Genomic DNA, 26245 nt, shown 5'->3' on the forward strand with positions numbered 1-26245 from the left:
AAACTAAACGATGAATCCTGCCCCGATCACCCCTGAGTTGGAACCAAGCTTGGCAGGGACAATCTTGACGAGTTCTTTCAATTCCGGATATACATACTCTTTCACTTTTCCCCTTAATGGATGGAGAATCTGCTCTTCGGCACTCATCACTCCCCCGCCCATTACGAAGACGGCTGGATTGATGGCATGGGTGAGATTGGCGATCGCCATGGCCAGATAACCCACGGCTTCATCAATAATGAACTGAGCCGCTTCATTTCCCATACGCGCTTCGGTGAACACGGCTTCGGACCCACCGGGGATCCCTTTTAATTCTCCGGCTGCCCCGATCGCCGTTCCGCTTGCCAAACTTTCAAGGGCACCTGGATTTAATGAAGGATGCTTTCGTCCATTCGGCTCGACAATCATATTACCGACCTCTCCGGCATATCCGTTGGCCCCTTGAAACACCTTCCCGTTAATGACAAATCCACCACCGACACCCGTGCTTACCGTCAGATAATAAACACTATCATAGCCGGCGCCCGCTCCAAGCCTTGCTTCAGCAACCGCCGCCACGTTCGCGTCATTATCCACCTTCACAGGCAATTCAAAATGCTCCTCGACAATCGCAGCCAATGGGATCCGGTCCCAGCCAGGTAAGTTAGGTGGAGAAAGGATCGTGCCGGATCTCGCATCCAGGGGACCGGGACAACCGATCCCGATGCCGAGCACTTCCTCTTTCCCTTTCACCTTTTCAATGAGTGAAATCAAGTTGGCGATGACCTTCACCGGCCCTGCATGAGCCTCCGTCTTCTCTTTGGCTTCTTTCAGGATCCTGCCTTTGTCATCAAGGAGCGCAGCACGCATATTCGTTCCGCCCAAGTCCACCCCGATACGTAAGGTCATGATTCCACACCCCTGCCTATCCCGATTTCGAACGTCCTGTCCCAAGGCAGGTAAATGTCCTCCAATGAAAAATGGAGCTGGTATCGTTCCAGGAAGTCAGAAGCCTCCCTGCGGAACATTTCTGTCACCCTGTTCAACAGCTCTTCCCGGCTGACAGCGGACTCATCCACTACAGCCCGCACCTCTTTACGAACAATCGACTGATACACATAATCATCCAATAATCTGAGGGTGATTTCAGCCTGCAGCCTTTCCTTTACCCCCGTTTCAGGAAGGGAAGGCTTCTGCTTCTGAAGATGAACCATCGCCGCCTGTGCCACGACCGTTCCGAGCGTATTGCCCGCTGTATTCCAGCCTGCAAATCCGGCAAGCTCATTCACCTTGACCTCAGAAAGTAACTGCGGCAGCATACGCTCATCTACTCCGTTGGCATAGGCCGTATCCGCCACCGCTACAAGCTTATTCTGACGCAGATAATGGGAGATGCGCTTGATCCACTCCCCGATATTCCGATGAGGGGTGTCGACTTCCCCCAGGTATTTTTGCAGGGCCAGATCTCCCTGACGTTTCCCCGGTACATTGACCGCAAATACAATATCCGCTTCTCCTGGAGAGCTGACTGTGTACCCTCCAAAGGCAAAGATCTGCCCCTTCACCGATTCGCAAATCGGCCGGTCTTCATACATGGCTGTCGATAACGCACCGGTTTCACCACTGTAGATCGGGAAAAATGTAGGGAATGGGACGTTTTCAAGCTGATAGATCATCTTCACTACAAGGGTATTGGCGACCTCATCCGCTCCCGGATAAATGAATACACGCTGAAATAACTCTCGTTCAAATACCTTCCTTGAAAGGTCTTCCTGCTCCCCGATATTCAGCCCATATTCGGACGTATCATCCTGTGGGAATACCAGTACATCAAGGGTTCGATCTTCCACCATACCTAACAGGGAAACGTTCACACGATAGTTTTTCAGTCTCGTTGATAAATAGTCTTCCAAAACCTCTGAAGGAATCCGATTCCTGAGATCCTGTACCTTTCGATTGGATTCCTCACACCCCGTTTTCTCAAACCGATGGATGTGGAAGGAATATTCCCAAAGCTCGACTCCATAGTCACTCCAGTATTCCTTTTCTTCCTCATTGACGTAGTTATTGGAGATTCGCATGGTGGAACTGAACGCCATCAGGGCTTTATTGGGGTACTTTTCTTTTAATCCGCGGAGGATTCCGATACGCTGTTGAATGGTTTCCTCTCCATCGGTGCAAACCCGGGAAGGAACCAGTCCTCCATATCCCAGCATGTCGACGGAAAGAACAAATCCATCCACATCAGGTGCCACTTCCCAAATCCACTTTTCCAAACCCTCGATATCTCCCGGTTTTTTCAAAAAGCCGAGGAGGTCTTTAGGCGGAAGCAGCACTTCCCAATTGCCAATCGAGGCAATCTGCTTGGGAAGCTCCCTTGTCACCGGTCTCCCATCCACAGGCAGGAGGGCAATCTTTCTATTCATGCTTGTTTCCTCCTTTTATGAGATAAGTAGCGATTTCCTTCGGTTTCAATGTATCCCTGTCATTGAGGACAGGTTCACGCAGAAAGTTCACTCGCTCTCCACGTGGGGTTAAACTAAACATCTGATCTTGATCGGTCGGGTTCCATACACGCAGCTCCACTCCATCTGCTACTCTTCTAAGTGAACTCCACTGTACGTTTTCACTATCGATTTCTACTAAACGGCCGATTCCCTTCGCTTCACCCGGATAGATCCTTGGGGGAACACGGAATAAGTGTGCTTCCGTGGCCACGTGACCAATACCCTTATGGGGATGGAATTCAAATGCCGCACGGAAGGTATACGTGCCAATACACTGAGCATCCGGCGTTTCCATATTTGGTCCCGCTCCCCCACCACGCGTCCGTAAATCATCACGGGACAGCCAGCCGACGCTCCTGATCAGCGCCACATCAAGGGAATCTTCTTCTTCCATTCTGGTAATCTGGTACTCCTGCAACCCTCGATGGTAAAAAGTGAATCCGCTATCCGAACGTACAAATGATAGAGAAGGCTCGACGACAACCGGCACTTCCTTTTGTTTCGCTGCATCAAACGCTTCATCCTTCTTCACTTCCCGCTTCACCACATCAAACGCCGTATCACTATACGTGTGATCAACGGACGCTCCCAACGGATACTGAACGCGGAGCCGCTGATCCTTCGAGTGATTGTCTATCACATACGAAATATCGATTTTCCGATCTTTTTCTTTCACCGTAAGAGTGATCTCTACAGACGTTATAACCGTTTCTTCTGAAGGACCGGTTCGATCATTGTTCAACCCTGACGGTGTGAGAAGCTTCAGACCATACGATAACTCTTGAACGCCTGACGCTTTCCGGGTCTTTCCTTCCCCGGCAAGCACTGCCACCGTCTTCACATCGTTCACAGGCGGGGAGTAGTTATACTCGTCGCCTGCGTCCAGGGTGCTGTAGAACCGCTGCAACCCCTGATGACGCTTGCCCGTTTCTTTTTCAAGTAGTGAAAGGGTTCCATCCTCGTCCAGTTCGATAGAATAATATTCGTTTTCAATCACGCTGTCTTGAGACTCACGTATTTCTTCATAGCTTCCCTCCACGACTGCAAAAGTAGAGAGTGAAGTCGCAGAAAGATCCTCCACATAAAATTCCAGCTCATAAAAAGTCCCCTCTTTAAAATCCGGGAACGCGTCCAGAGGAGAATCAAAATGTCGGCCTCTCCGCTTATTCTTGATCAAAGGGGTATGAAGCTTCCCGTTCTCGTCCTGTAAACGGAACAACCTTTCTTCCTCCAGCCAAATCTCCCCCGACACCCAGCCGGTGAACGGCCTTGGATGAGGATTGAAGACCGTAAACACGCTGTTATCCTCAAACGGCTTTCTCCGTCCTGCTCCTGAAAACATCGGATCCTGAACGCCGAGATGAGTGAGCGACCCCTTCTGTATGGACGAAAGCCTCTGCCGGAGCATCATCGTCCTCGTCTCCATTTCCTTATGGACCTCATCAATGCTGCAGCCACAAATACTGTCGTGCGGATGATTCAAGAGTAGAAGCTTCCAGGATCCCTCCAAGTATCGATGAGGATATTTCTCTTGCCCGGCAAGTGTCGCAAGTGGTTCTGTATAGCCCGTCAGTTCATCCTCCATCTCCTGATTTTGAACCTTGAGATAGCTTCTTGCCGACAGGACATTCGGAAGAACATAAATATGATCATTGCTTCTCATTTCCCCGACAAACACAGGCAAGTCAGCCGGGATTTCAGCCTGAACGCTCTTCAGAAACCCCTCATAGGTGCTGGACACAAACTCCACTTCGCCTTGAAGCTCATTGATCTGCTTCACGAGATTTCCGTGCTTCGGCATCAGATGATCCCCGCCATTCGTCAACAACAGCTGAGACGTTGTCGCATAAGGCGCGACCTTCTCCACATAGGACGTCAAATCCTCTTCTGGATGGTCCTCATTCATAAGAGGCTGGTAATACCCCTCTGGTAAAAAGGCCGTGAACACGCTGGACCCGTTCGGTGCTTCCCAATGAAACTCAGACGTTTCGGGCTTGATTCCCCGCCACAAAATGGCGTTATCAATCCCAAATCCTTTTAACAGCTGAGGCATCTGACTCACATGACCGAACGTATCCGGTAAGTACCCGACCTTCTGGGACTCCCCATATCGACCGGCACTCTTCAAACCCATCTCCATATTCCGGATCAGGGATTCCCCGCTCACAAGAAACTCATCGGCCAGCACATACCAAGGACCGATGATAATTTTCTTTTCTTCTATGAAATGAAGGACTTTTTCCTTCATGTTCTCTTCGCAAACATCAAAGTAATCCTCCAGGGCAGCCATCTGGCCATCGAGGACAAATTGCTCCAACTCTCCCTTTTCAAGACCTGACACAATCCGGTCCATCACCTGGACGAGCCGGTGGCGGAATACTTCAAACGGTAAGTACCACTCCCTGTCCCAATGGGTCTGGAAGACGATATGACACGTCATTTTCTTGCTCATTATCCTTTCACCGCCCCTTTCATGGCTCCTGCGATGAAGTGGCGCTGCAGGATGGAGAAGATGATGATGATCGGAAGAATCGAGATGATCGATCCTGCTGCGATGTAGCGCCAGTTAGCCGAGAACGAACCGGCGAGGGTGTTAACGCCGAGTGGCAGTGTGTACATACTTGTGTCGTTTAAGATGATGAGCGGCCAGAGGAAATCTCCCCATGCCATCATGAACGTGAAAATGGCCAGTGTGACGAGTGATGGTTTAACGAGTGGCATGAGGACCCGCCACCAAATTTGAAACGCATTGGCTCCATCCATACGGGCTGATTCATCGAGCTCATACGGGATCGTAAGGAAGGCCTGACGCATCAGGAAAATCCCGAAAGCCGTGGTGGCGTGGGGCAGGATCAATCCTGCATAGGTGTTTTGCAGCCCTAAGTCCAATGCCAATAAGTAAATCGGGATCATCAGGAGCTGAAACGGTACCATCATCGTACTGAGAATGAGGACGAAGACGATATTTTTCCCGCGGAAGTTCATGCGGGCAAGCGGGTAGGCCGCGAGTGAACAGAAGACGATATTCAAGATCACCGTCACGACGGATACGACCACACTATTAAACAGGTAACGCCAGAACGGGAAGAAATCCATCACTTCCACGTAGTTACCGAATGTGATTTTTTCGGGGATGAACTGAGGCGGGTACGAGAAGATATTCTCGCTGCCCGATTTTAGCGACGTGGCCAGGAGCCATAGGAAGGGACCGACCATGATGAGTGTGACAAAAAGAAGCGTGCTATATTGAAGAACGACTTTCCCTACTTTTTTTACGTTTATCGGTTTTTTGACAGTTAGTTCGGTTGAATGTTCGTTACTGGTTCCAAGAGAAGGAGAACTCATGGAGAATCACCCCTTTATCGCAGATTCTTTTTTGCTCATGAACTTGATATTAATGACAGAGAAGATCAATGTGATGATGAATAACACGACGCCCGCCGCACTGGCATAGCCCATCTGCAGCTTATCGAAGGCTTCTTCATAAATGTAGAAAACGAGTGTTTTCGAACTGTTCAGCGGTCCGCCGCCGGTCATGACGTAGATTTCTTCGAATACCTTCATGGCGGAAATCGATGACATAATGGTGACGATCATAATGGAAGGCATTAATAAAGGAATGGTAATATGCCAAATCTGTTTCCATTTGCTTGCCCCGTCAATGTCCGCTGCTTCATAAAGATCATCTGAAATCGACTGCAGTCCCGCCAGGTAAATGACCATATAATAGCCGAGTCCCTTCCAGATGGTGACGACCATGACGGCAAAAATCGAAGTCGACGTCGAGGTCAGCCAGTTCACAGGTTCGTTGATCAACCCAAGTGATTCCAATATGTAATTCAGGATTCCTTTATCGGCGTACACCCATTTCCACGCAATCCCCACCACGACCATGGAGGTGACGACCGGTACATAATAGGCGGAACGGAAGAACCCGATCCCCTTTACCTGCTGGTTCACAAGGATCGCCAGGAAAATCGGCAGGATCACGAGTGCCGGCACGACGATGACCAGGTATAACAACGTCTGTCCGAGCACTTTCCAGAACAGGGCATCAGCGAACAGCCCTTTGTAGTTTTCAAGTCCGATGAATTCAGCATCGGTGACGATATTGTAATTCGTGAAGCTCAGCCAGATGGCATTGAGCATGGGATAAAAGATGAACGCACCCAGGATGATGACACCTGGTATCAAAAACAGAAATGGTGTTAACGGATGATTTCTCAAACGGACTCCCCTCTTTTCTCCATCGCTTGAAATACGAGCTTGGCAGCTCCAAGCATTCCCGCCTGATTTCCCAGTACGGCAGGGTAAATGCTTGTATTAACAAAATATTCCTTCAATTTAACCTGGAAGTCGGCCCACCAATGGTCCTTGGAGTCAATGACCCCTCCCCCGATGAAGAGGACTTCCGGATCGACGCTCACAGAGATGTTGTACGCGGCGATGGCCAAATAATCCAGATAACGGTCAACCACCTGCTTGACCTGTTGATTTCCATTTGAATATTCCTTAAAGATTTCTGAGCCATGGGGGAACATTCGGTTCGTTTCGGTGAAAACGTCCTGCACAAGCGCTGTACCCGACAGATACTGCTCCAGGCAGCCTTTCTTCCCGCAATTGCATGGCTTTCCATTTGGAACGAGCACGACATGTCCCCATTCCCCACTTTGAAGGTGATGGCCGTGTAAGACCTCACCTTGTATGGCGTTCGCTCCCCCGACTCCGGTCCCAAGGGTCAACATGACCGCCGATTCGGGGTTTCCTTCCCACTTCCAAAGCTCCCCAAGGAGAGCAACATTTGCATCATTATCGACGGCACAAGGCAGTCCGTAGCGCGTTTCGATTTCTTCTTTAACTTGAGTTCCCTGCCACGAAGGCAAGTTGTCTGTCGCATAAACGACGGTCCCTTTCTCCGGATCCACACGACCTGCCGTGCCAATCCCAATTCCTGAAATCGTGCCGTCTTTCTTCATTAATAGATCAATCACTTCAAAGATGGAGCCGAGGATCCCCTCTCTCCCGTTCGAGATATCGGTGGGTACCTTTTCGCCGTGGAGGATCGTGCCATCAAGCTGGACAATCGCCCCTTTGACCCCGGTACCCCCGACATCGATTCCAATGACCTTCATCGTTTCACCTGCTTACCAGTTTAATAGATTTTGTCTACAACGGCTCTTGCGGTTTTCTCCTTCATACCAAGGGAGAACTCTTTATTGTGAAGGGCAAGTCCGGTGCATAACAGATCGATGACGAAAAGCTGTGAAATCTTCGCGATCATGGATCCACCTTCAAGCGGAGATTCCTTCCCGCCGCTTAACAGAACCGCATCGGCAAGCTTCGTAATCGGTGAACGGGCATAGTACGTAATGGCAATGACGCTTGCTCCGTTTTCTTTGGCCAGTGTCAGGGAATCAATCGTGTCCTTCGTGCTTCCCGAGATGCTTAATCCAACGACCACATCCCCTTCTTTCACAGTGGCAGCCGTCATGGACTGGATATGGGGATCGATGACCGCATCCGACCGGTATCCGATCCGAAGGAAACGATTCTTCGCATCCAACGCTGTTAAACCTGACGTCCCGACTCCAAAGAAATGGATCGATTTTGCCCCCGAAAGAAGTCTGATCGCTTCCTCCAATGTTTCTTCATCCAGCTTATTGACGGTTTCATCCACCGCGTTCTTCGTATAAGAAGCAATCGATTGAATGAAGCCGGCGGGCTTGCTCGGATCCGCTTCTTCTTCTTGGGACATGGAGGATAAATCCTTCGCCATGGCAAGCTTGAACTCCTGATATCCTTTCATGCCAATCTTACGGCAGAAACGGAGCACCGTCGTTTCCCCTACTTCTGCTACATCGGCAAGATCTGTCACCGAGTAGTAGAGGGCTTTCTCCATTTGTTCCAACACAACCGTCGCCACTTTTTGCTCCGATTTGGTCAGGGACGGATAATAGCTGTTAATTAACCCGCCTAATTTGCTCTTTGATGCCGTTTGTGCCTGCATCTTGATTACCTCCTTTATTCTGGATGGATTGTACAAACTTTTTCGTGATTTCCTGCGGCCTAGTGATGGCTGAACCGACTACGACGGTGTGAGCTCCCATATCCAATGCCTGACACACTTCTTCCGGAGTGGAGATTCGTCCTTCTGCAAACACCGGAATCTTGATGGTCTCAACCAATCTTTTCAATAATGTAAAATCAGGTTCACATTGCTGAGGTGAATACGGCGTGTATCCCGACATGGTCGTGCTGACACAGTCGACCCCAAGCTCCACTGCGTGAACGGCTTCTTCATAGGTGGAGACATCCGCCATGATCGTTTGTCCTTTTGACTTCAGATAAGCGATCAAGCTTTCCAGTGACTCACCGTTTGGACGTGTTCGCGTTGTCGCGTCGATGGCAATCATGTCCACCCCTGCTCCGATCAGTTCATCAGCTTCCTTCGTGGTAGCCGTTATGTAGACATCACTTCCTGGGTAATCCCTCTTCACCAATCCAATAATCGGTAAATCCACGTACTCTTTAATGGCCATAATATCAACCGCACTGTTTGCCCGGATCCCCGACGCACCGCCGACGTAAGCTGCCTTCGCCATTTTCCCCATTACATCCGCCCCGTGCAACGGTTCATGCTCAAGGGCCTGGCATGACACCACAAGCTTTCCCTTTAATTGTTCAAAAATAATTTCCTTGCTGATCATCCTGTCTTCACCGTACTTTCATTGAAATGCAGAAAGGGAGATATACTCCCTTTCCGTCATTCCCTTATTTAGATAGCGTTTCGTTCCATTTCATTTCAGCCTGATCCAATGCTTCGTCCACTGTCATATCCCCAAGCATCGCTGCATGAAGGGCTTCGTTCATCGCTGTACGCAACTCTTCAAAGTTTTTCATTGGCGGGATCAGTACCTCACTGTCCTTCAATTGACCAGCCGATACGATACGGGCCTTATCAATCGGAGTCGCATCTTTCGGCTCTTCACTGAAGTACGGATCATCAAGAGCCGTTTCAATCGATGGAAGGATCGCTGTCTGTTTATCAAATTCAACCTGGTTCTCGGCATTCGTCAAGAAGATCGAGAAGTCTACCGCTGCCTTCTGGTGCTCAGATTGCTTCGGCACCACGACGTTCATGGCCGCTACGTTTTTCTTGTTTGTGTCCCCTGTGATGATTGGAGCCGTTTTTGTCGCTTTTAAAATATCAGGAGCATTTTCTTCCACAATCGTTAAGAATTGCGGACCTGAAGGCAGGATCGCGATTTCACCCGCTTGATACAAATCGACCGCTTTAGAATGCCCTTCTGTTAACACTTCACGTGGAATCAGATCATTCTTGTAAAGATCTACGAAGAAATTGAATGCTTCTTTCCCTTCCGGCGTGTTGAACGTTGCTTTCGTCATATCTTCATTCGTTAAATCCACGCCCATCATGACCATCGTCTCGAGAAGATGACTTCCATCAAGAGCCGGGAAGAACGCGTATTTACCTGTTTTGTCTTTGATTGTTTTCGCCACATCTGTTAATTCTTCGAACGTAGCCGGTGCTTTCTCTGGATCAAGTCCCGCTTCCTTGAAGATATCCGAGTTATACATCGTCACCTGAGAAGACAGATACCAAGGAATACCGAACGTCTTTCCGTCGAACGTGTTAGACGCCCAGATGTTTTCAAAATACTTACTCTTCACATCTTCCGGAACCATTTCATCCATATCGACAAGTGCATCAAGCTCAGCAAGTTTCGCTGCGAATTGTGGATTCAGGTTCGCCACGTCTGGAGCCGTTTTGGAAGCGACGGCTGACAGGATCTTCGTCTCCATATCTCCCCAAGGAATATCCACCCATTTCACTTTCACGTTTGGATTTTCCTTTTCAAAGTCAGCAATGACCCCGTTCAAGTAATCATCAAAAGTAGGAGATAATTGCATCGTCCAGAATTCAATCTCGACCGGATCCTCTTTCGTTCCTTCTTTTTGTTCCCCCGAGGAGCTTGATTTGCTGCTGTTACAGGCAGCTGTAAATAGCATAGCAAACATCAACATAAGCGTTAATAGAAACTGTCCATTTTTAAACATTGTGTTCATCCCTTTCCCCTTTTGGTTGTGGCTGTTACCCCTTTGTAAGAAAATAGTGCAGTGCCCTTGGAAGATCCCTTCTCCAGAAATCCCATAGATGGTCTTCATCCTCTTCGTAATATGTATGATTGTCTGCGATGGGTTGAAGCTCCTCATAGAGAGTGCGATTAGCGGATAGAATCGGGAAGGTCTCGCCTGTCAGTGGATAAGTGACCGATTCCTCAAGACTCCCGACTGCCTGATACACATTCCAAGGCAATTTTGTTTCAATATTCCGAATTTTATTGACGTGAAAATCGGTGAATGCACCGGATTGAAGGAGCAGATGCGTCCATTCTTTCGGCTCTTCACTGGCAAGCGCAAGACAAACGGCGGCTCCGAGGGAATCTCCCAACAAACCTTTCTTGCGAATGTCTTTCCCTGTTTCTCTAATCTGCTTCTCTATGAACGGAACAAGCTCTTGATGAAAGAAGTGAATATAGCTGTGATGTTGAGTTCCCCGTGGATGATAATAATGATAGCGTTCTTCTGAAGTGGATGGCGGGACGAGTATAAGAAGGAAATGAACATCCCGTCTGCCTTCTTCCCTGAGGATGTCATGCCACGCGTCTTGAAGCTTCCCCAGCCTGACATAATCCATCCCATCCTGCACATACAAGACATCTACTGCTTGACTCTGACCCTCGCGAACTTCCAATGAATAATAGAGTTGTTTCTTGCCCAGGATTTGACTACTGATCTGGTGTTCTTCTAAGTTTGAAATCAATGAAACCATTTTCCCCCTTCCATGGTTTAGATTTCCTAGCTTGTTTCTATCCTAGCATATGAAAACGCTTTTGTGAATATGTTCTCCATTTTTTATTTTTTTGGTGGAATAATGCTCCACTTTAAGCCGTACTTGTCCCCTGAGCGCTCATCCATGGGGGCCCTGTACCCGTTTTATACGTGGGACACGATGATCTCCATGTTGCCTCCCAATTCGAAACGTTCCATTCCTGACGGTAAAATAAAATGATCTCCTTTGTTCAAGGGCAGCTCTTCTCCATCGACATGGAGGGTTCCCCGACCTTCTATTACACTGGCAAGCTGAAAGGGTTGATCCTGTTGGAATGAGGACCGGCCATGAATGCTCCATTTATATACCGTAAAATAATCTGCCTGTACATACGTGGTGATCTCTGCCCCGTCTCGCTGCTCCACCGTTGGTTTTACTTTAGGGGTTTCATGGGGGATCGATGTGACATCAATGGATTGACGGAGATGCAGCTCACGCATCTTCCCTTCCTGACTCTTTCGGTCATAATCATAGAGACGATACGTCGTATCCGAGTTCTGCTGGGTCTCAAGAACGAGCGTCCCTTTACATAGAGCGTGAATGGTTCCACTCGGGACATAGAAGAAATCCCCGGGCTTGATTGGCACTCGGCGAAGAAGATCATCCCACTGCCCAGCTTCAATCATTCTCACAAACTCTTCCTTCGTCCCTGCACAATGCCCAAAAATCAGCTCGGCACCCTCATCGCAATCGATGATATACCAGCACTCGGTCTTCCCGAGTTCCCCGTTTTCATGTTTTTTCGCATAGTCATCACCGGGGTGAACCTGAACCGAAAGATCATCATTCGCATCCAGGATCTTGGTGAGCAGGGGAAACACAGGCGAAGGATGATCTCCAAACCATTCCCGCTTCTCCTTCCACAGGTCCCCGACCGTCTTGCCGGCATGTTCACCGTTCTTCACGGTGCTCTGCCCATTCGGATGCCCGGATATCGCCCAGCACTCCCCGGTGAGTTCTGAAGAAATTTCGTAATCAAACTTGGATTTAAGCGTTGTTCCGCCCCATATCCGCTCGTGGAATACGGGTCTTAGAAATAGTGGTTGATTCATAGCAGCCTCCTCGTTAGTGGATTCGCCCCTCCCCTCTAGGTGAAAAGAAGGGACACATGGTTACTATGATTCATGTTCCAGATGTATGAATGAAAACCCTTTAATTATTTTTATTTTTTTGTAAGCAGTGAGGGCGAGCAAGAAGACGTTTCTTCAGTTTCCATCATCCAGTCCTACATTATTTGAGTCTCTAAGCTCTTACTTGTGTATACGGAGTTATCCAGATTAAATCGATGTTTCTCTAATTTCAATCTGTCTACATTTAGGCAAAAGTTTCTGTATGGCCACACCATTACTTAGGTAATAGGTCAGACACATAGCAATATGGTATTGTGATATAATTTATGGATAAGGGGAAATACTACTATGAAAAAACTATCAATGTTATTTTCCGTAGGTGCATTAATGCTGATCATTGCCGCTTGCGGAAGTAGCGAAGAAGTCTCCGGCAGTACAGATAATCAAAAAAATGCCGATACTAAAGTAAATGAAGCTGCAAAAGCTGAAGCTAAGGAAGATTACGGTATCATTTCTGATTACGGTGACGTTGAGGTAGTCAAGGAGTTTGGTGACTTTATACTTGAAGGGAATAAGAGCGTAGATTATTCCTTGACAGATGTAAGAATAATTAAGCTCTTAAATTTTACCGAAGATGCGGAAATGGTACTAATGTGGGCTCTTGTCCTTGAGTCTGCTGATGAATTTCCTAAAGAGATTTATGCAGTAACCGGTAAGGAAAATAAGAAAAACAAAACGGAAGAGTCCATTGAATTTACTGGTGTACATACACTTGTAGCTGGTACTCAGCAGGTGGATATGATTGAGGGAGATATCGTAACTGACGACAACGAAGGAAGTACGATGATGGCTGGAACGGAGCAGGCTAACGAGTTTGCGGTCCCAGTAGAGGGCACAGATATGGATACATTAAGTTTTATCCTTAGCGCTGCATTTGACAGCGAAACGATGTCTAACGATTTTGCAGAAGAGCAGACTTTTGAAGTTAATGCTGAGTAATGAAAATTATTATTGAGAAATAACATATGACAAGACATGTTAAAGCACAGGGTCAAGTTTTCTCTGTGCTTTTAGTTTGTTCAGAAATCCCGGATATATAAGTACTTTGGTTTCTATCTTTTAATGGAAGCAGAAGAATTTGATTCCATGCAGAAATGATTAAGTAACGATATCAATGAGGTTATTGAGCGGATAGATGAAATAAATAAGCTGTTTGAAAAATACTGTGATTGATTACTAATACTTTTTTATACTTTGAGACGAGTTATAAAAAGGAATCCAGCTTTTTCTAACGTCAACCCTTAACCTTATGAAAAAAGGCATATCTTCCAGAAGTGATCGCTGGATTGATATGCTTCAAAACGTAGCAGAAAGGGCCGTCCACTTGCTCCCTTTGGTTTAAATATCCCCTACTCAATATGAGAGAGTTATGTCTGTTTTTGAGCCAGAGACAGAGGCCATCGGGCTGGTCTCAAAGGTCATTCCCCCTGCTCACGAAAACCGCCTCCCCGAAACCCTTCTCATCACCCTGCAAAACTCAGTCCACTCTTTCGGAAATCGGTTATCTCCCTGTTTCACTACCTTTCGATCGCCCAACTGAATCTCAACTCTCCAATGCGTACCATCGAGGACACCAGGTTCGACGTACTTGGCTTTCCAATTCAATAAGTCCAGCATTCTAAGCTCTGCTTTTAGGTTATCTGCCGTTTTTCTTCTTAACGATTTCTCTTTTCTCTCCTCCACATCTCCTGTCACTTCCCATAAAAGCTGTAGGTCATCCAACTGAATATCGATGGTGTAAGAACTCCCGAAGAATCCACCCACTGAAGCCTTCAATCGACTAATCTTGCTATATTCCGTTTGAATCGCTTCCTCCTTATTCCACTGGTGTTCACATTGCTTACAGTACAATTCCGGTCCATCCACTAACGTGCAGCATCCCCCCAGCTTAAACTCTTCACCTTTTCCCAATGAATAGGTATTGGCTGGCTCTCCATATATGATACGAACCGTATTGATACTCCCGCAGGCCGGACATTTCTTAATGTTGACTGCCATTGATACGACTTCCTTTCTTTCCAATTTATCTACCAACTATTTTAGAAGGTGAGCCTGTCGTTTTTTTGGTGGGGATAGTTAGAAAAGCAATTATTATTGAGACCAAGCCCTCTTCACCTTAGAAAAGAACCACTGGACCTGTCCCCCTGCTTCCTCGCTTCATCTAAACTCCGTCACAATCTCCCCCATCTTCTCCTCAAATCGCTTCTTGAGCTCAGCCTGTTTGGAAGCATCTACTTCCCCACTGACTTCTCCCCTATTAAATTCATAGGCGTAAGCCTGCCATTCAAAGAATTCACGGGTCATTCCTTTCTCTTCTATATCACTCTTGAAATAATTGATATAAGCGATCGTTGCCCGGATCAAAGTGGATACAGCCGAGTCTCTGTCCGTGTTCTTTTTGTACTCAGAACCGTCCTGATAGCTTTCGTACGTATCAAGTACATACGTACCCAGGTCTGTGAACTCGGTCTTTTCAATTTGAAATGCTTCCATGGGAGGATATCCACCCTCGGCAGTTTGGCCGTTTACGAGGGGTCCTTCGGGATCCGGATACATCATGCTTCGATTGGCCACCGCCTCAATCACATCGACTTGATCCCCATTTCCCATTTCAGAATAGCCATTCAGTTCACTCGTTTCACCAGCGACTATCACTGAATAGAGATCATTGATCAGACCTACTGTGTAGTAATATACTTTGGCAGGGTCTGAACGGTCCAGTTCAGGCGGGAATTTCCGCGATACATACAGGAATTCTTCAATCAGCCCTTTTAAATGATTGAGGTCGCTTTTGAGCTTTGAGTCTGTCGTATAGGCTTTCCCTAAAACGGAGAGAACCCCTTCCAACACTTCTTCTTTCGATTGATAGTAATAGCCGTCATGCTGATCCAATGGGTAACTGATATAGTCCTTATTCACTTTCTCATGAAAATACGTCAGGAACTCTTCCATATCAACTTCTTCCTGGCGCTTTAGTTCCAGGACCTTTTCTTGTAATTCTTTCTTTTCTTCTTCTTCCGGAGTTGGAGGAGGATTCGTTCCGGCCCCTTCCTCAGTTGAAGGATGGTCACTGGCGTTATCACCTTTTACACCCATTTGCTGCATAAGAAACCAACCAAATCCGATGAAAAATACAACAGCGACCCCTATAGAGAGTAAGCTTGGTATTAAATTGATCGTTCTTCGTTGCCGCTTTTCTTTTTCAATCTCCTTTAGCCATCGTTGTTTAATTTCATTCGAGAATGGGTTATTTTGATATAAATCATCCAGAGACTCCTTGATCATTTGTTTATCTTGATCTTCACGCAAGGAAATCACCTCTTTCCAGCTGCTTTCTCAATGCCATTCTCCCTCTTTGGATCCTCGTTTTGGCCGTAGAATGTGGAATCTTCAATAAGCTCGCCACTTCCTTTGTAGAGAGATCTTCATAATAATAAAGGATGATCACTTCCCTATACTTGATTGGCAGGCCCATGACTTCCACCGCCAACCCGTGTTGACCTTCCATTTGGATAACGTGTTGTTCAGGAGTCGGATGAGTGGGTGTCACCTTATTCTTCATGCGCTGAAAGAATGGCTCTTTCATAAATGGCTTGCGGAGAAGATCCTTCGACTTGTTGATCGTGATGGCATACAACCATGTTTTATAAGAAGAGCGCCCCTTGAATGTATCGGTGTTCCTGAATGCACTAAAAAATACTTCCTGTACTATATCCTCCGACATACTCCAGTCCTTGCAGTATGTATAAGCAAGATTCATCAGCTGCTTACCATACCGATCCATGAGCTCACTGATTTCCGGATTTGATTCTTCCATTGACTGCTTCCATTTCGTACACACCTTTGTCTTGGTTTCTATGTATTAGACGATTGGATTCCCCTGATGGACTCAGAAATGAAGAATCTTCTTGAACAAATATAGACGAGTCACCAGTTGGGAATGTGGAGGTTCATAACAAACGTTTGTTATCCTAATTAAGGACAAAAGAAAAATGTGAAATGCTTTCAAAAATGAAACGGTGGATGATTCCATAATCGAAATCATCCACCGCTTTATTGTAAACCCATCAATTCTTTATTATTTTCAATAAGAAGGACATCCCTGTCCTCATGTCCTCAAGTCAAACACCATTAAAATTCCTTGCTGTCACATTCCTTTTCTATATAGTTTCATTTCACTCAAATGATCTCTTTATCTTACTGAGATTTAGCAGTATTTTGCGTGATTTTGACTCTCAAAATCAGACAACTTCGGTTTTTTATATACCTACTGTTAAACTTATGCGATTATTAACCGCTGTATCCTTAATTAGAAAAGAGGCTTTCTATTCATAAGTGTGTATTCTTGTCAGAAAGGTGCCGGTTTAAGAAAAAGGAAATATTTTGTAAGAATTAACGTGAGGGTTATCTAAAGATGTAATATTATATAAGAAGAATAACTGCTCCAGAAGTAGTCTTCACAGCGGGTTTTCATATTTGGATATAGCGACTGACTTCCAAAAAGTAGTCATTTAATTTATTCAGCTCAACCCAATACCTCCCTTAAAACTGATGCCTCACCGTTTCATCTGGCAATTCAGGTAGACAACATACCGGGCATGGAGTGTTTTCTTGATGTATTGAATATGATAATCGTTGGTTTTAATCTGTATGTGAATCTGCTTGCTAATGAGACAATAGTGTACTTCGAAGGGATACATAAAGCGGACGTCCTCAAGAATATGCAAGTAGGTAAAATAATCGCAGTCATTACAAAACAAAGGACCAGGATACAAAATCCGAAGCTTTCTTTTCTCTCCGTAATGATTCATTCTTCACCAAACACAAAATCCCCCCCATCACTTTAACACATTGACGCTGTGCAATTTAGTTGGGTGTGAATCTGACCCTTATTTTTCAATACCTCTGTTGTATAGTCGAATTACACAACATAGTTAAATTCCATTATACGGAGAATAGTCCTCAGCTTCGAATAAACTCGTCAAGTCACTTATTTTTGACTCAACGGGTGATAAACGTCTATTTTGATTCTACTAAATCCTTATAATTCTTTTCGAATCGCCAAGCATCTCGGCACATAGCGATAATATCTCGTCTAGCTGTCCAACCGAGTTCTCTATTTGCTTTTGAAGCATCAGCATAACAAGAAGCGATATCCCCAGGCCTCCGCTCTACTATTTCATAAGGGATATCAATACCATTTGCTTCTTCAAAGGCTTTCACTAATTCTAAAACACTGGTACCTTGACCAGTTCCCAAATTATAAACATGAACACCATTCTTGAGATGATCTAACGCTGCAACATGCCCTTCTGCTAGATCCAACACGTGAATGTAGTCTCTTACACCAGTTCCATCTATCGTTGGATAGTCGTTCCCAAAAACACGCAATTTCTCAAATTTCCCCTTAGCAACCTGAGATACATATGGCATCAGGTTATTTGGTATTCCATTAGGTGCTTCACCAATTAAGCCACTTTCATGGGCTCCGACTGGATTAAAATATCGAAGAATAGCAACTGAGAATTCTGGGTTAGCCTTTGCTATATCAGTGAGTATCCTCTCACTCATCGCTTTTGTTTCACCGTAAGGATTCGTAGTTGGTAAGAGGTCCATTGTTTCTATGAACGGAACAGTGTTATCACCATAAACTGTTGCAGATGAACTAAAGACAAATCGATTTACACCATATTTCTGACAGTACTTTGTAAGAATCATAGTACTTATAATATTGTTATAATAATAAGTTAATGGTTTCACTACTGATTCACCCACCGCTTTAAGACCAGCAAAATGAATAACTCCATCAATTTTATGTTTAGAAAAAATGGCTTCAACTTTCTCAGCATCCGTAACATCCATCTGATAAAAAGTAAGTTCTTTATTTGTAATTTGCTTTACTTTCTCGATACTCTCAGCTGTACTGTTACAAAGATTATCAGCCACAATCACTGAATTTCCTGCCTCTAATAAAGCTACACATGTGTGTGTGCCTATATATCCAGCACCACCTGTTACTAATATATTCATAACCGGTACTCCTTACTTTGTGAAAATATTTGGTCTATTGAACGTATTTATTAATGATTAGAATATCTTCTATCTTAATCATTAATAAGAATGTCGATCATTATCGATTAAACCACTCACATTAAAATTAAACTATTCATTATAAACTCTTATGAAACAAGAATTTTCGAGATGTCACTTCACCAAAACTTAAGTTGTTTTGGTGAAGATTGGTACATCGGGGTTATTTAAAAAGGTTTAGAGACCCTCTTTAATTATTCTAGCTCGTTCCCCTATTCCTATTAAGTTCATTTTATGAAATTATCATAACTAGAGGTATATTTACTTTTGAGAGTTAAGGATATTTCTAGCATTTTTAATAAAATACGTTATATCACTTTTCTTTAGCACTAAATATAAAATATAAGCGATAAAATAGACAATCAATGCTATTCTAATTTCAAAATACCACGATACAATGATAAACACTAAAGTCATAGATACTTCTAAAACAATATCCCTTTTCACTTTAATGTGTAGAACTTTTGATAAGTATATTTCTGCAATAATAGAGCGGAATGCCAATAATAATGTTATTGAAAAAACTGATAGGTTCAAATCATTTAATAAAAAGACATTTATATATGCTAAACCAAAACTTAATACTACAGTGGTTAAATTAATTATCAATAGCATTTTTTCTTTACGTAAAGTTTTCAAATAAGTGTTAATTAACATAAGTGTTTTACTTTCAAATATACACATAGGAAATAACAATGCCATATAGATAAAGCTTTCGGCATATTGTGGCAACCAAGATGACAGGAGTACTTTCGCTGGATAATAAAAAATTAAAATCCCAATTAATGGGACCATAATGATTGTTCTCATCAATCTATAAATATCTGGTAACTTATCTTCAGCAGTACGACGTAAAGCTGGAAAAAGAATTAATCCAACTGCATTAATAAAAAGCATCAACATATTAGATATACTTAATGTTAATGATACTTTTCCAAAGGTCTCTACACTCCAATTATTTTCTATACTAAAACGGACAATCCCAATAATAAGGAGACTTGCAAAGTTTGCAATCAGAAGTTTACTTCCTACAGATATATTTATCCCTATCTCTCTTATCAAATTTTTAATCGACTCAAACTTCCCGAAAACTAAATCCTTACTTACAACACATGCATAGATGACGGAACTAACCTTTCCTAAAATATCCGCAAGTATAAGATATTCAAATTTATTAATCCCGAAGAGTAAAAATAATATTACCAGACCAAAATATACTATTCTTTCCAAGATGGTAATAATGGAGTATTCCTTAATTCTATTGGTAGACTGTAGCATAAATGTCAATAGTGATCGAGGAACAACCAGTATTCCAGTTAGGCAAGTCAATAAAACTACTATTGATTTATTTGGATCTGTTGAATTCATACCATAAACAAAAGCAATTGAGAAATTCACTACAACATTAAATATAACTAAAAACCAATATTGAGATACAAAGACAGGCTTATGCAAATTCTTATATTCGTATCCTCCATAACGCAAATACGCCCCATCTGTTAGCCCTAATGACATATAGGAGATAAAAGAAGAATAGAATATATATAGTTGCCAATAACCATAGTTTTCTACGCTTATAAATTTAGGTACGATTAAAATTAACACCGTAGAAATAACAACTGATAATAAATTTGCAATTAATGTATATGAAAAATTTTGAATAAACCTTTTAATGTTCATGTAATTGCCTCTTTAATATTACTTGCGGCTGTAAACTTAATTCCATTTTTAAAATTACCCTTTTCTACTAATTTTCCAGATGAAAAACAATGATCTTACACTAATTCTGCCAATTACACATGAAAACTTTACTGATTTTTCGTTTAACGTATTTAAAGGATATCGAGATAAATTTTTCTTTAACTCATCAAGACTTTCTTTATTGCATTTATTTTCCTTAATGCCATTCATAAGCAAGCTAATATTCATATGCATATAATAATTCTTAAATTTATTTAGTTTTATACCTTCAACTTCCCTTAGAAGTTCAATAATCTCAACTAGCCCTTTCAATGAAGTTAATTTTTTTTCACTAAATTGAGATTGAGATACATTACTCCCGTGAATGATATAATGATAATATGCACTAGTATCATATACAACGAGTTTGGACTTCAATAAATATTGACAACAAAATAATAAATCCTCACAAAAATGAATTTTTTCATCAAAAGTGATATGATTTTGTTTTATTATTTCCAGTGAAAAAAGTTTATTCCACAAATAACCTTTAAAGCTACTTGAATCTAAAATTGTATTTAATGCTTGCTCCTGATTGTAACTAATTATACCGCTTTCTAAAGAACTATTTATTTCTGATTTATTTTCGCTATCTTTAAAATAATTACATATTGAAATGTCTGCATGATATTCCTTAATTATTTTATATAAATTTTCGAACATTTGAGGTTCAACCCAATCGTCCGAATCAATAAATCCAACATATCGTCCCTTAGCTATGTTTAATGCTGTATTTCTTGCTGAAGATACCCCACCATTTTCCTTGTGAATGACCTTAAATCTATTATCCTTTTTTGAGTACTCATCACATATAAATCCACTTTGATCAGTTGACCCATCATTCACCAATATTATTTCTAAATCCTTATAAGTCTGATTTTGTACACTATCTAAGCATTTGGATAGTAATTTTTCAGCATTGTATACTGGAATGATAATAGAAATTAACATTTTCTTCCCCTTCAATCTATTTATTACCTAGTTACTAAATATTAAGTTAAGTTCATAAGTTATTATAATTCATTAAGCCCCTACGATTTTTGCCCAAAATTGACCTCATAAAAAAAGTCCCGATAAAGATTATCGAAATTGCGATTATCTTTGAAGGAGTAAATGCAGAAACAATGAATGACATCGCGGCACCACGAGGAGCAAACATGATAGCTCGTGTCATTATCAGCGCAAATGTAACAACCAACATATTCCCATTCTTCAGAACATAGAATAGAATAAAAAGTATCGCTCCGTACATCACACTACCTAAAAACACCCCTAGAAAGGATAAATCAACAAAAAATTCAGCTATGAAAGACGACCCATATCCTACCCCCTTCAGATAAAGAGCAGGCATTATAAAATACGATATAGTGTGAGCAAACAGAAAGCCCTCTGTAGCCCGTTCATACGTCTGACCAGTTAATTCAGGTGATCCCTGGATTGGACGAATAATTTTATTGTCGATAAATTCACCCACAGGTCCCAAAGTATAAAACCCCTTCATAGGGAGATATTCTTTAAACATCTGCCCATATCCTATTAAGTTCGCACTTATCCCTTGTGTATAGAAAAAATTCAAAATAGAGTCAAAGAATCCGCCCGTTTCTTGAAAGCGATTACCTCTATTCATCCCAATAAACGTCATATAAACCAAAACCGCAGGAAGTGATAAGGAAACAAAAAACCATTCTTTAGCTCCTAACCATTTCTTTTTAGAGCTTTTTATTACTTTTTGCATTTTGGGCTTATCTTGAATACTTCGTAGTGCAAAGTAAATAAATACAATCACAAGATTTAGCATTAAACTTGATCTATGCCCCGCCATTGCCCCTAATAAGCCTTCAAGCATAAAAATTCCAATAGGGAATATGCTCCTCTTTTTAGTAGGATTAGTGGCTAGATAAGCAAAGAAAGCAACATCAAACATTTGGCTAAACATCACAAGAACACTCGGTAACGATGATGTAAAAGTAGAAAATACTTCATAGTAGCCTTGCGACTGCACATTTTGTTTCATTTCCCATAAATAGTAAAACCTGAATATTACACAAAAATAAAAAAACAAAATACTGAAGAACCGAAAGTGTCTAATATATGTTACGTCATATTCCTTTTTTTGTTTCAAGAAGCTTAAATCAATTTTTTGAATTATCATATACCCGATAAATAACCCAATAAGACTCAAATATTGAGAAACAAGAATAGTCTTTACGGTACTTATATCATCAAAGGCTAATCCGAATATCCCTAAGCCTTCATCCTTATATCCAAAGAAATGAACAACGATCATCTTACTTATTAGAAATACGAAAAAAGACATATTAAAAGTAAAGAATATGACCCGCCTAAAAAAATCTTCTAAGCAATAAAGAATATTGTGTGAAAGCATTAGTATTATTGATATTAGTATTAACGTAACGTTTTCACTTGTAACTCCTATAATAAACCAAGGAACAGAACCTATTAAACTAACCATTCTTAAAATTTTCTTCATTATGACCTCCAACACCTATTAAAAAAATAACAATGCAACATTTATTTTAAGATTCTTAATTGATTAACTCAAAAGGCAATAATCTTTATGCTAATATTATGACATCGACATATATGGTTTTGTTAATGTCCTCATTGGTAAGTTCAACAAATAACTACATATCGAAATAAAATGATCCTACTTTAACGTTAACAATTTAGACCAAACACTCGAAACACTTTTAAATAAAACTTTCGCACCCAACGTAGTTCTATATTTAAAGGCTTTTTTGTTTAATTAGAACATTAGGTTATTTTTACAAACATGAGTCCAGCTAGCAAGACAATTTCAGACAATACGTGACCTAATGTTGATAAACAGGTTAACATGGGAGATTAAATATTTCCCTAAAAAGTAGAAGACAGGCTTTGCTTACTACTTACATACCTATCAATGAAATAATAAGGATCAAAATTGTTCCTCATTCATAAATTCCAATGATATATTATCGTTGATTCTCCCATCAATGGCGTAATTAATTTTGGTGAACACATTGAGAAATATTGTACACCACGTTTCATTGCATTTCCTGTTCTGCTGATTAGGTAACGCTAGTCCCATCAACCGAGGAAAGTTCAGCTGCAAAACTGCTATAAAGCTTATCAGCATTACAATCTTTGTCCCAAAGAGAGTATGCAGCTTGTCTCATCTGATTATAGTTTTCTTGCTTCATAGAGTTAAATGTTATTAAACCATTTGCAATATCTTCTATAGTGCAATCACTCTTCAAAAGAATACCAGTTACATTGGGAACCACTATTTCTTTTGTTCCACCAACATCAGTAGCAATTACCGGTAACCCCATTGACATTGCCTCCATTATTGATACTGGAACACCTTCGGAGGATGAGGTATTAATAAAGACAGTAGCCTGATTATTTTGATACCAATCCAAAACCTCATTGTTTTTCACATATCCGGTAAATTCAAATTGATGGCTCTCTAATTTCTTTGAGGCTAATTTTTTTATATTTTCAAATTCGGGTCCACCGCCAATATGTGTCCATTTAAAATCAATTTGTTTTTCCCTAAGGATCATTAACGATTCGATGATTAAATCGATTCGCTTTAATTTTCTAACTGTAGAACAACTAACAATATGCAATTGATTATTGTTTTTGAATTGTTTAACGTTAAGTTTTCTTGTTCCTAATCGTCTAACTTCAACCTTTGATTCATAATCAGAATATTTCCTCTTTAAAAAGTTTACACCATTTTGCGAAACCGGAAATACCTTATCTAAAGCACCTAATAGAAACTCTCTTTCAGGTAAAAATTTCAGTAAATTTACATGTTCATTGATGTCATAACCATGGGCACGAGAGACAGTATATGGATTTAATTCTTTAAAATATTTTTTCTTCAGTTCTACTGCTACTCTTGCAGTAATATATAGCCAATAACTATATATTGTTATAGAGCCGTACTGCTTAAAATCATATTCATTTAACTTACTTTGTAAACGATTATAGATATCCATTGCACGACTTTCAAAATAATAACTATATAATGAAGCAAGTTTCTTACCGTTTGTACTGTCCTTAATCATCTGTTTTTTTTCTGGATTTTTACGGATTGCACTATATTGCCGACTAAACATCCCAATCTTTCCAGATATGGAATGCCTAATACCAATTGGTATTAATGTTACATTTCTTGGAACTTTTCTTGTTTGTTTCATATTTTCGGAAACCATTGTAGAAACAATATATATATCTTTGAATTTTTTAGATAAGTGTCTAATTTCTGATTCTAAATATTCCTCACCCTTATGGAAAGGATAATAGTTGGTCAATAGTATTAAACAATTATTCACTAAAGACCCACCTTTTCATTGCTATTAAGGTTATTACGATTTATATTTTTAGTTTTAACTACAGAAACTAAAGTCAAATACATTATTTTAAAATCCAAAAGAAGTGAAATGTTCCTTACATAAAATAAATCATTCTTAATCCTTTGTTCCATAGTAGACTGATTTCTTAGGACTGCCTGATTATAACCCGTAATACCAGGACGAACATCAAACTTTCTAAAGTACTCTTCGGGATATAAATCTTTATTTCCTAAAGGACTTGGTCTTGGCCCCACAAAACTCATATCACCTTTTAATATATTTAATAATTGAGGAATTTCATCGATACTTGTCTTTCTTAAAAATTTTCCAACCTTTGTTACTCTTGGATCATTATCAGAATTAAATGTACTACCATCCTCATTCCGAATATCTGGTGCATTTATCTTCATCGAACGAAATTTATACATATGAAATTCTTTCATATCTTTTCCGACTCTTGGTGCATTATAAAAAATGGGACCCTTATCCTCTAATTTAATAGCAATAACAACAGGTAGCATCACAATCAATAAAAATGGAAGTCCTATTACAGACAAAATTATATCTAAAATTCTTTTAATACCATAACGGTACATCATCTAACCTCCGCATTAATGAATATATTTCAGCCAACGCCTCAGTAAAGGTGTAACTTGGAGAGAAGTTTAGGACTCTTCTAGCCTCGCTACTATCCATATATGAAGATTGGACCCCTTCTTCCGCATCGTGATTTTTTACTAGCAAATTATTATCATTTCCGAATGCAGAATTTATTCTCTCTGCAACCTCAAAGTTAGTAAATGCCTCACCACTGCCGATATTAAAAGTTCCAGAAACAGAGTTTTGCTTTAGTGCACACATAATAGCTTTTGCTGCATCTTTTGCATATAAAAATTCTCGCTTGGCTACACTTTTTGTATTTAATATTAGCTGTTCTTCATGAAAAGCCTGTCTAAAAAAGCGATTAATCATATAATTATTTTTTTCATTAAATCCATACAAATGAGCGAACCTCAAGTTTTTAATATTAAGGCTCCTTTTTTTTGAATATATATTTCCAATATATTCATTTGACAATTTACTAATACCGTACATGAGATAGGGTGAGGGAAATTGTTTTTCTGTCCATGGCAACATTCCTTCATCTGAATATACAGATATGGTAGATGCAAATACAATATTTGTAATAGCATTTTCAAAGCATGCTTCATACAAATTTTGTGTAAAAATTTCATTATCATGAAATTCAGCTATAAATCCTTGGCTACCTCTTTTAGCCGCAAGATGTACAACTGCATCAATATCATGTAACTTCTGCCTTAAGTCATTCTTTGTATAATTAGTATTTCTGTATTCATCTTTAGTTAAATTATCTAGAGCTGTTCTAGTTAAAACGATTGGTGTATGATTATGCTCTTTTATAGCATCTACTAAATAGTTGCCTAAAAATCCTGTACCACCAGTTATAGCAACCTTCATTTTTTGTCCCCCTTTCATTTCAAGATTGTTCCTGTAATT

22 protein-coding genes are annotated in these 26245 nt (G+C 41.5%); 1 reads left to right on the top strand and 21 read right to left on the bottom strand.

Annotated elements, in window-relative coordinates; all coding sequences use genetic code 11:
* Nucleotides 1-3: 3 nt before the first annotated feature.
* The 11 genes from P8596_RS22255 to manA all read right to left on the bottom strand — a co-directional run bounded on the left by P8596_RS22255 (nucleotide 4) and on the right by manA (nucleotide 12452).
* Nucleotides 4-888 (bottom strand): ROK family protein, encoded by an 885-nt coding sequence (locus P8596_RS22255; RefSeq protein WP_279725201.1) that lies wholly within the window; start codon nucleotides 886-888, stop codon nucleotides 4-6.
* Entirely contained in the window at nucleotides 885-2405 is a 1521-nt protein-coding gene (locus P8596_RS22260) for a DUF4127 family protein (RefSeq protein ID WP_279725203.1), read from the bottom strand. The genes P8596_RS22255 and P8596_RS22260 overlap by 4 nt, the downstream gene beginning before the upstream one ends.
* On the bottom strand, nucleotides 2398-4938 hold the full coding sequence (locus tag P8596_RS22265; protein WP_279725204.1) for an alpha-mannosidase: 2541 nt from the start codon (nucleotides 4936-4938) through the stop codon (nucleotides 2398-2400). Before P8596_RS22265 ends, P8596_RS22260 begins: the two co-directional genes overlap by 8 nt.
* Nucleotides 4938-5831: a carbohydrate ABC transporter permease gene (locus P8596_RS22270; protein WP_224521756.1), complete on the bottom strand. Its 894-nt coding sequence runs from the start codon at nucleotides 5829-5831 to the stop codon at nucleotides 4938-4940. The genes P8596_RS22265 and P8596_RS22270 overlap by 1 nt, the downstream gene beginning before the upstream one ends.
* A 6-nt stretch (nucleotides 5832-5837) precedes the next feature.
* Entirely contained in the window at nucleotides 5838-6713 is an 876-nt protein-coding gene (locus tag P8596_RS22275) for a carbohydrate ABC transporter permease (RefSeq protein WP_224521755.1), read from the bottom strand.
* On the bottom strand, nucleotides 6710-7618 hold the full coding sequence (locus tag P8596_RS22280) for an ROK family protein (RefSeq protein ID WP_279725206.1): 909 nt from the start codon (nucleotides 7616-7618) through the stop codon (nucleotides 6710-6712). Before P8596_RS22280 ends, P8596_RS22275 begins: the two co-directional genes overlap by 4 nt.
* 20 nt (nucleotides 7619-7638) lie before the next feature.
* Nucleotides 7639-8493 (bottom strand): MurR/RpiR family transcriptional regulator, encoded by an 855-nt coding sequence (locus P8596_RS22285; RefSeq protein WP_279725207.1) that lies wholly within the window; start codon nucleotides 8491-8493, stop codon nucleotides 7639-7641.
* Complete coding sequence (locus P8596_RS22290) at nucleotides 8447-9193, bottom strand: N-acetylmannosamine-6-phosphate 2-epimerase (RefSeq protein ID WP_224521752.1); 747 nt, start codon at nucleotides 9191-9193, stop codon at nucleotides 8447-8449. Before P8596_RS22290 ends, P8596_RS22285 begins: the two co-directional genes overlap by 47 nt.
* A gap of 64 nt (nucleotides 9194-9257) precedes the next feature.
* Complete coding sequence (locus tag P8596_RS22295) at nucleotides 9258-10574, bottom strand: ABC transporter substrate-binding protein (protein ID WP_279725208.1); 1317 nt, start codon at nucleotides 10572-10574, stop codon at nucleotides 9258-9260.
* A 25-nt stretch (nucleotides 10575-10599) separates the two neighbouring features.
* Nucleotides 10600-11331, bottom strand: coding sequence for an alpha/beta hydrolase (locus P8596_RS22300; protein ID WP_279725210.1), 732 nt, complete (start codon nucleotides 11329-11331; stop codon nucleotides 10600-10602).
* Nucleotides 11332-11504: 173 nt separating this feature from the next.
* Nucleotides 11505-12452 (bottom strand): mannose-6-phosphate isomerase, class I, encoded by a 948-nt coding sequence (gene manA / locus P8596_RS22305; RefSeq protein WP_279725213.1) that lies wholly within the window; start codon nucleotides 12450-12452, stop codon nucleotides 11505-11507.
* Nucleotides 12453-12818: 366 nt separating this feature from the next.
* Between manA and P8596_RS22310 the strand changes: the two genes are divergently transcribed.
* Nucleotides 12819-13469: a hypothetical protein gene (locus P8596_RS22310; RefSeq protein ID WP_279725215.1), complete on the top strand. Its 651-nt coding sequence runs from the start codon at nucleotides 12819-12821 to the stop codon at nucleotides 13467-13469.
* A gap of 492 nt (nucleotides 13470-13961) precedes the next feature.
* Here the strand turns inward: P8596_RS22310 and P8596_RS22315 are convergent, their stop codons facing one another.
* The 10 genes from P8596_RS22315 to P8596_RS22360 form a co-directional block, all read right to left on the bottom strand.
* Complete coding sequence (locus P8596_RS22315) at nucleotides 13962-14528, bottom strand: hypothetical protein (protein WP_279725216.1); 567 nt, start codon at nucleotides 14526-14528, stop codon at nucleotides 13962-13964.
* Between the two features lie 159 nt (nucleotides 14529-14687).
* Complete coding sequence (locus P8596_RS22320; protein WP_279725218.1) at nucleotides 14688-15839, bottom strand: hypothetical protein; 1152 nt, start codon at nucleotides 15837-15839, stop codon at nucleotides 14688-14690.
* Nucleotides 15832-16347, bottom strand: coding sequence for a sigma-70 family RNA polymerase sigma factor (locus tag P8596_RS22325; RefSeq protein WP_279725219.1), 516 nt, complete (start codon nucleotides 16345-16347; stop codon nucleotides 15832-15834). Before P8596_RS22325 ends, P8596_RS22320 begins: the two co-directional genes overlap by 8 nt.
* Before the next feature lie 1202 nt (nucleotides 16348-17549).
* Complete coding sequence (gene galE, locus P8596_RS22330) at nucleotides 17550-18560, bottom strand: UDP-glucose 4-epimerase GalE (protein ID WP_279725220.1); 1011 nt, start codon at nucleotides 18558-18560, stop codon at nucleotides 17550-17552.
* 321 nt (nucleotides 18561-18881) lie between these two features.
* Nucleotides 18882-20300, bottom strand: a complete 1419-nt coding sequence (locus P8596_RS22335) for a lipopolysaccharide biosynthesis protein (protein ID WP_279725221.1) — start codon at nucleotides 20298-20300, stop codon at nucleotides 18882-18884.
* Nucleotides 20301-20354: 54 nt separating this feature from the next.
* Nucleotides 20355-21311 carry a glycosyltransferase gene (locus P8596_RS22340; RefSeq protein WP_279725222.1) on the bottom strand — a complete coding sequence of 319 codons (957 nt, stop codon included), beginning with the start codon at nucleotides 21309-21311 and terminating at the stop codon, nucleotides 20355-20357.
* 52 nt (nucleotides 21312-21363) lie between these two features.
* On the bottom strand, nucleotides 21364-22851 hold the full coding sequence (locus tag P8596_RS22345) for an O-antigen polysaccharide polymerase Wzy family protein (RefSeq protein ID WP_279725224.1): 1488 nt from the start codon (nucleotides 22849-22851) through the stop codon (nucleotides 21364-21366).
* A gap of 580 nt (nucleotides 22852-23431) precedes the next feature.
* The gene (locus P8596_RS22350) at nucleotides 23432-24706 is read right to left on the bottom strand and encodes a glycosyltransferase (protein ID WP_279725226.1); all 1275 of its coding nucleotides are present in this window, start codon (nucleotides 24704-24706) and stop codon (nucleotides 23432-23434) included.
* Complete coding sequence (locus P8596_RS22355) at nucleotides 24706-25323, bottom strand: sugar transferase (protein ID WP_279727048.1); 618 nt, start codon at nucleotides 25321-25323, stop codon at nucleotides 24706-24708. Before P8596_RS22355 ends, P8596_RS22350 begins: the two co-directional genes overlap by 1 nt.
* Nucleotides 25304-26206, bottom strand: coding sequence for an NAD-dependent epimerase/dehydratase family protein (locus P8596_RS22360; RefSeq protein WP_279725228.1), 903 nt, complete (start codon nucleotides 26204-26206; stop codon nucleotides 25304-25306). The genes P8596_RS22355 and P8596_RS22360 overlap by 20 nt, the downstream gene beginning before the upstream one ends.
* Nucleotides 26207-26245: the final 39 nt, after the last annotated feature.

Source organism: Rossellomorea sp. DA94 (assembly GCF_029834455.1).
Taxonomy (GTDB): domain Bacteria; phylum Bacillota; class Bacilli; order Bacillales; family Bacillaceae_B; genus Rossellomorea; species Rossellomorea vietnamensis.

Coding starts and splice junctions, on each gene's coding strand:
- P8596_RS22295 (WP_279725208.1), bottom strand. CDS start 10,574: ATGAACACAATGTTTAAAAATGGACAGTTTCTATTAACGCTTATGTTG.
- P8596_RS22265 (WP_279725204.1), bottom strand. CDS start 4,938: ATGAGCAAGAAAATGACGTGTCATATCGTCTTCCAGACCCATTGGGAC.
- galE (WP_279725220.1), bottom strand. CDS start 18,560: ATGAATATATTAGTAACAGGTGGTGCTGGATATATAGGCACACACACA.
- P8596_RS22255 (WP_279725201.1), bottom strand. CDS start 888: ATGACCTTACGTATCGGGGTGGACTTGGGCGGAACGAATATGCGTGCT.
- P8596_RS22260 (WP_279725203.1), bottom strand. CDS start 2,405: ATGAATAGAAAGATTGCCCTCCTGCCTGTGGATGGGAGACCGGTGACA.
- P8596_RS22315 (WP_279725216.1), bottom strand. CDS start 14,528: ATGGCAGTCAACATTAAGAAATGTCCGGCCTGCGGGAGTATCAATACG.
- P8596_RS22340 (WP_279725222.1), bottom strand. CDS start 21,311: ATGTTAATTTCTATTATCATTCCAGTATACAATGCTGAAAAATTACTA.
- P8596_RS22360 (WP_279725228.1), bottom strand. CDS start 26,206: ATGAAGGTTGCTATAACTGGTGGTACAGGATTTTTAGGCAACTATTTA.
- P8596_RS22355 (WP_279727048.1), bottom strand. CDS start 25,323: ATGTACCGTTATGGTATTAAAAGAATTTTAGATATAATTTTGTCTGTA.
- P8596_RS22290 (WP_224521752.1), bottom strand. CDS start 9,193: ATGATCAGCAAGGAAATTATTTTTGAACAATTAAAGGGAAAGCTTGTG.
- P8596_RS22335 (WP_279725221.1), bottom strand. CDS start 20,300: ATGAACATTAAAAGGTTTATTCAAAATTTTTCATATACATTAATTGCA.
- P8596_RS22325 (WP_279725219.1), bottom strand. CDS start 16,347: ATGGAAGAATCAAATCCGGAAATCAGTGAGCTCATGGATCGGTATGGT.
- P8596_RS22345 (WP_279725224.1), bottom strand. CDS start 22,851: ATGAAGAAAATTTTAAGAATGGTTAGTTTAATAGGTTCTGTTCCTTGG.
- manA (WP_279725213.1), bottom strand. CDS start 12,452: ATGAATCAACCACTATTTCTAAGACCCGTATTCCACGAGCGGATATGG.
- P8596_RS22280 (WP_279725206.1), bottom strand. CDS start 7,618: ATGAAGGTCATTGGAATCGATGTCGGGGGTACCGGGGTCAAAGGGGCG.
- P8596_RS22270 (WP_224521756.1), bottom strand. CDS start 5,831: ATGAGTTCTCCTTCTCTTGGAACCAGTAACGAACATTCAACCGAACTA.
- P8596_RS22310 (WP_279725215.1), top strand. CDS start 12,819: ATGAAAAAACTATCAATGTTATTTTCCGTAGGTGCATTAATGCTGATC.
- P8596_RS22285 (WP_279725207.1), bottom strand. CDS start 8,493: ATGCAGGCACAAACGGCATCAAAGAGCAAATTAGGCGGGTTAATTAAC.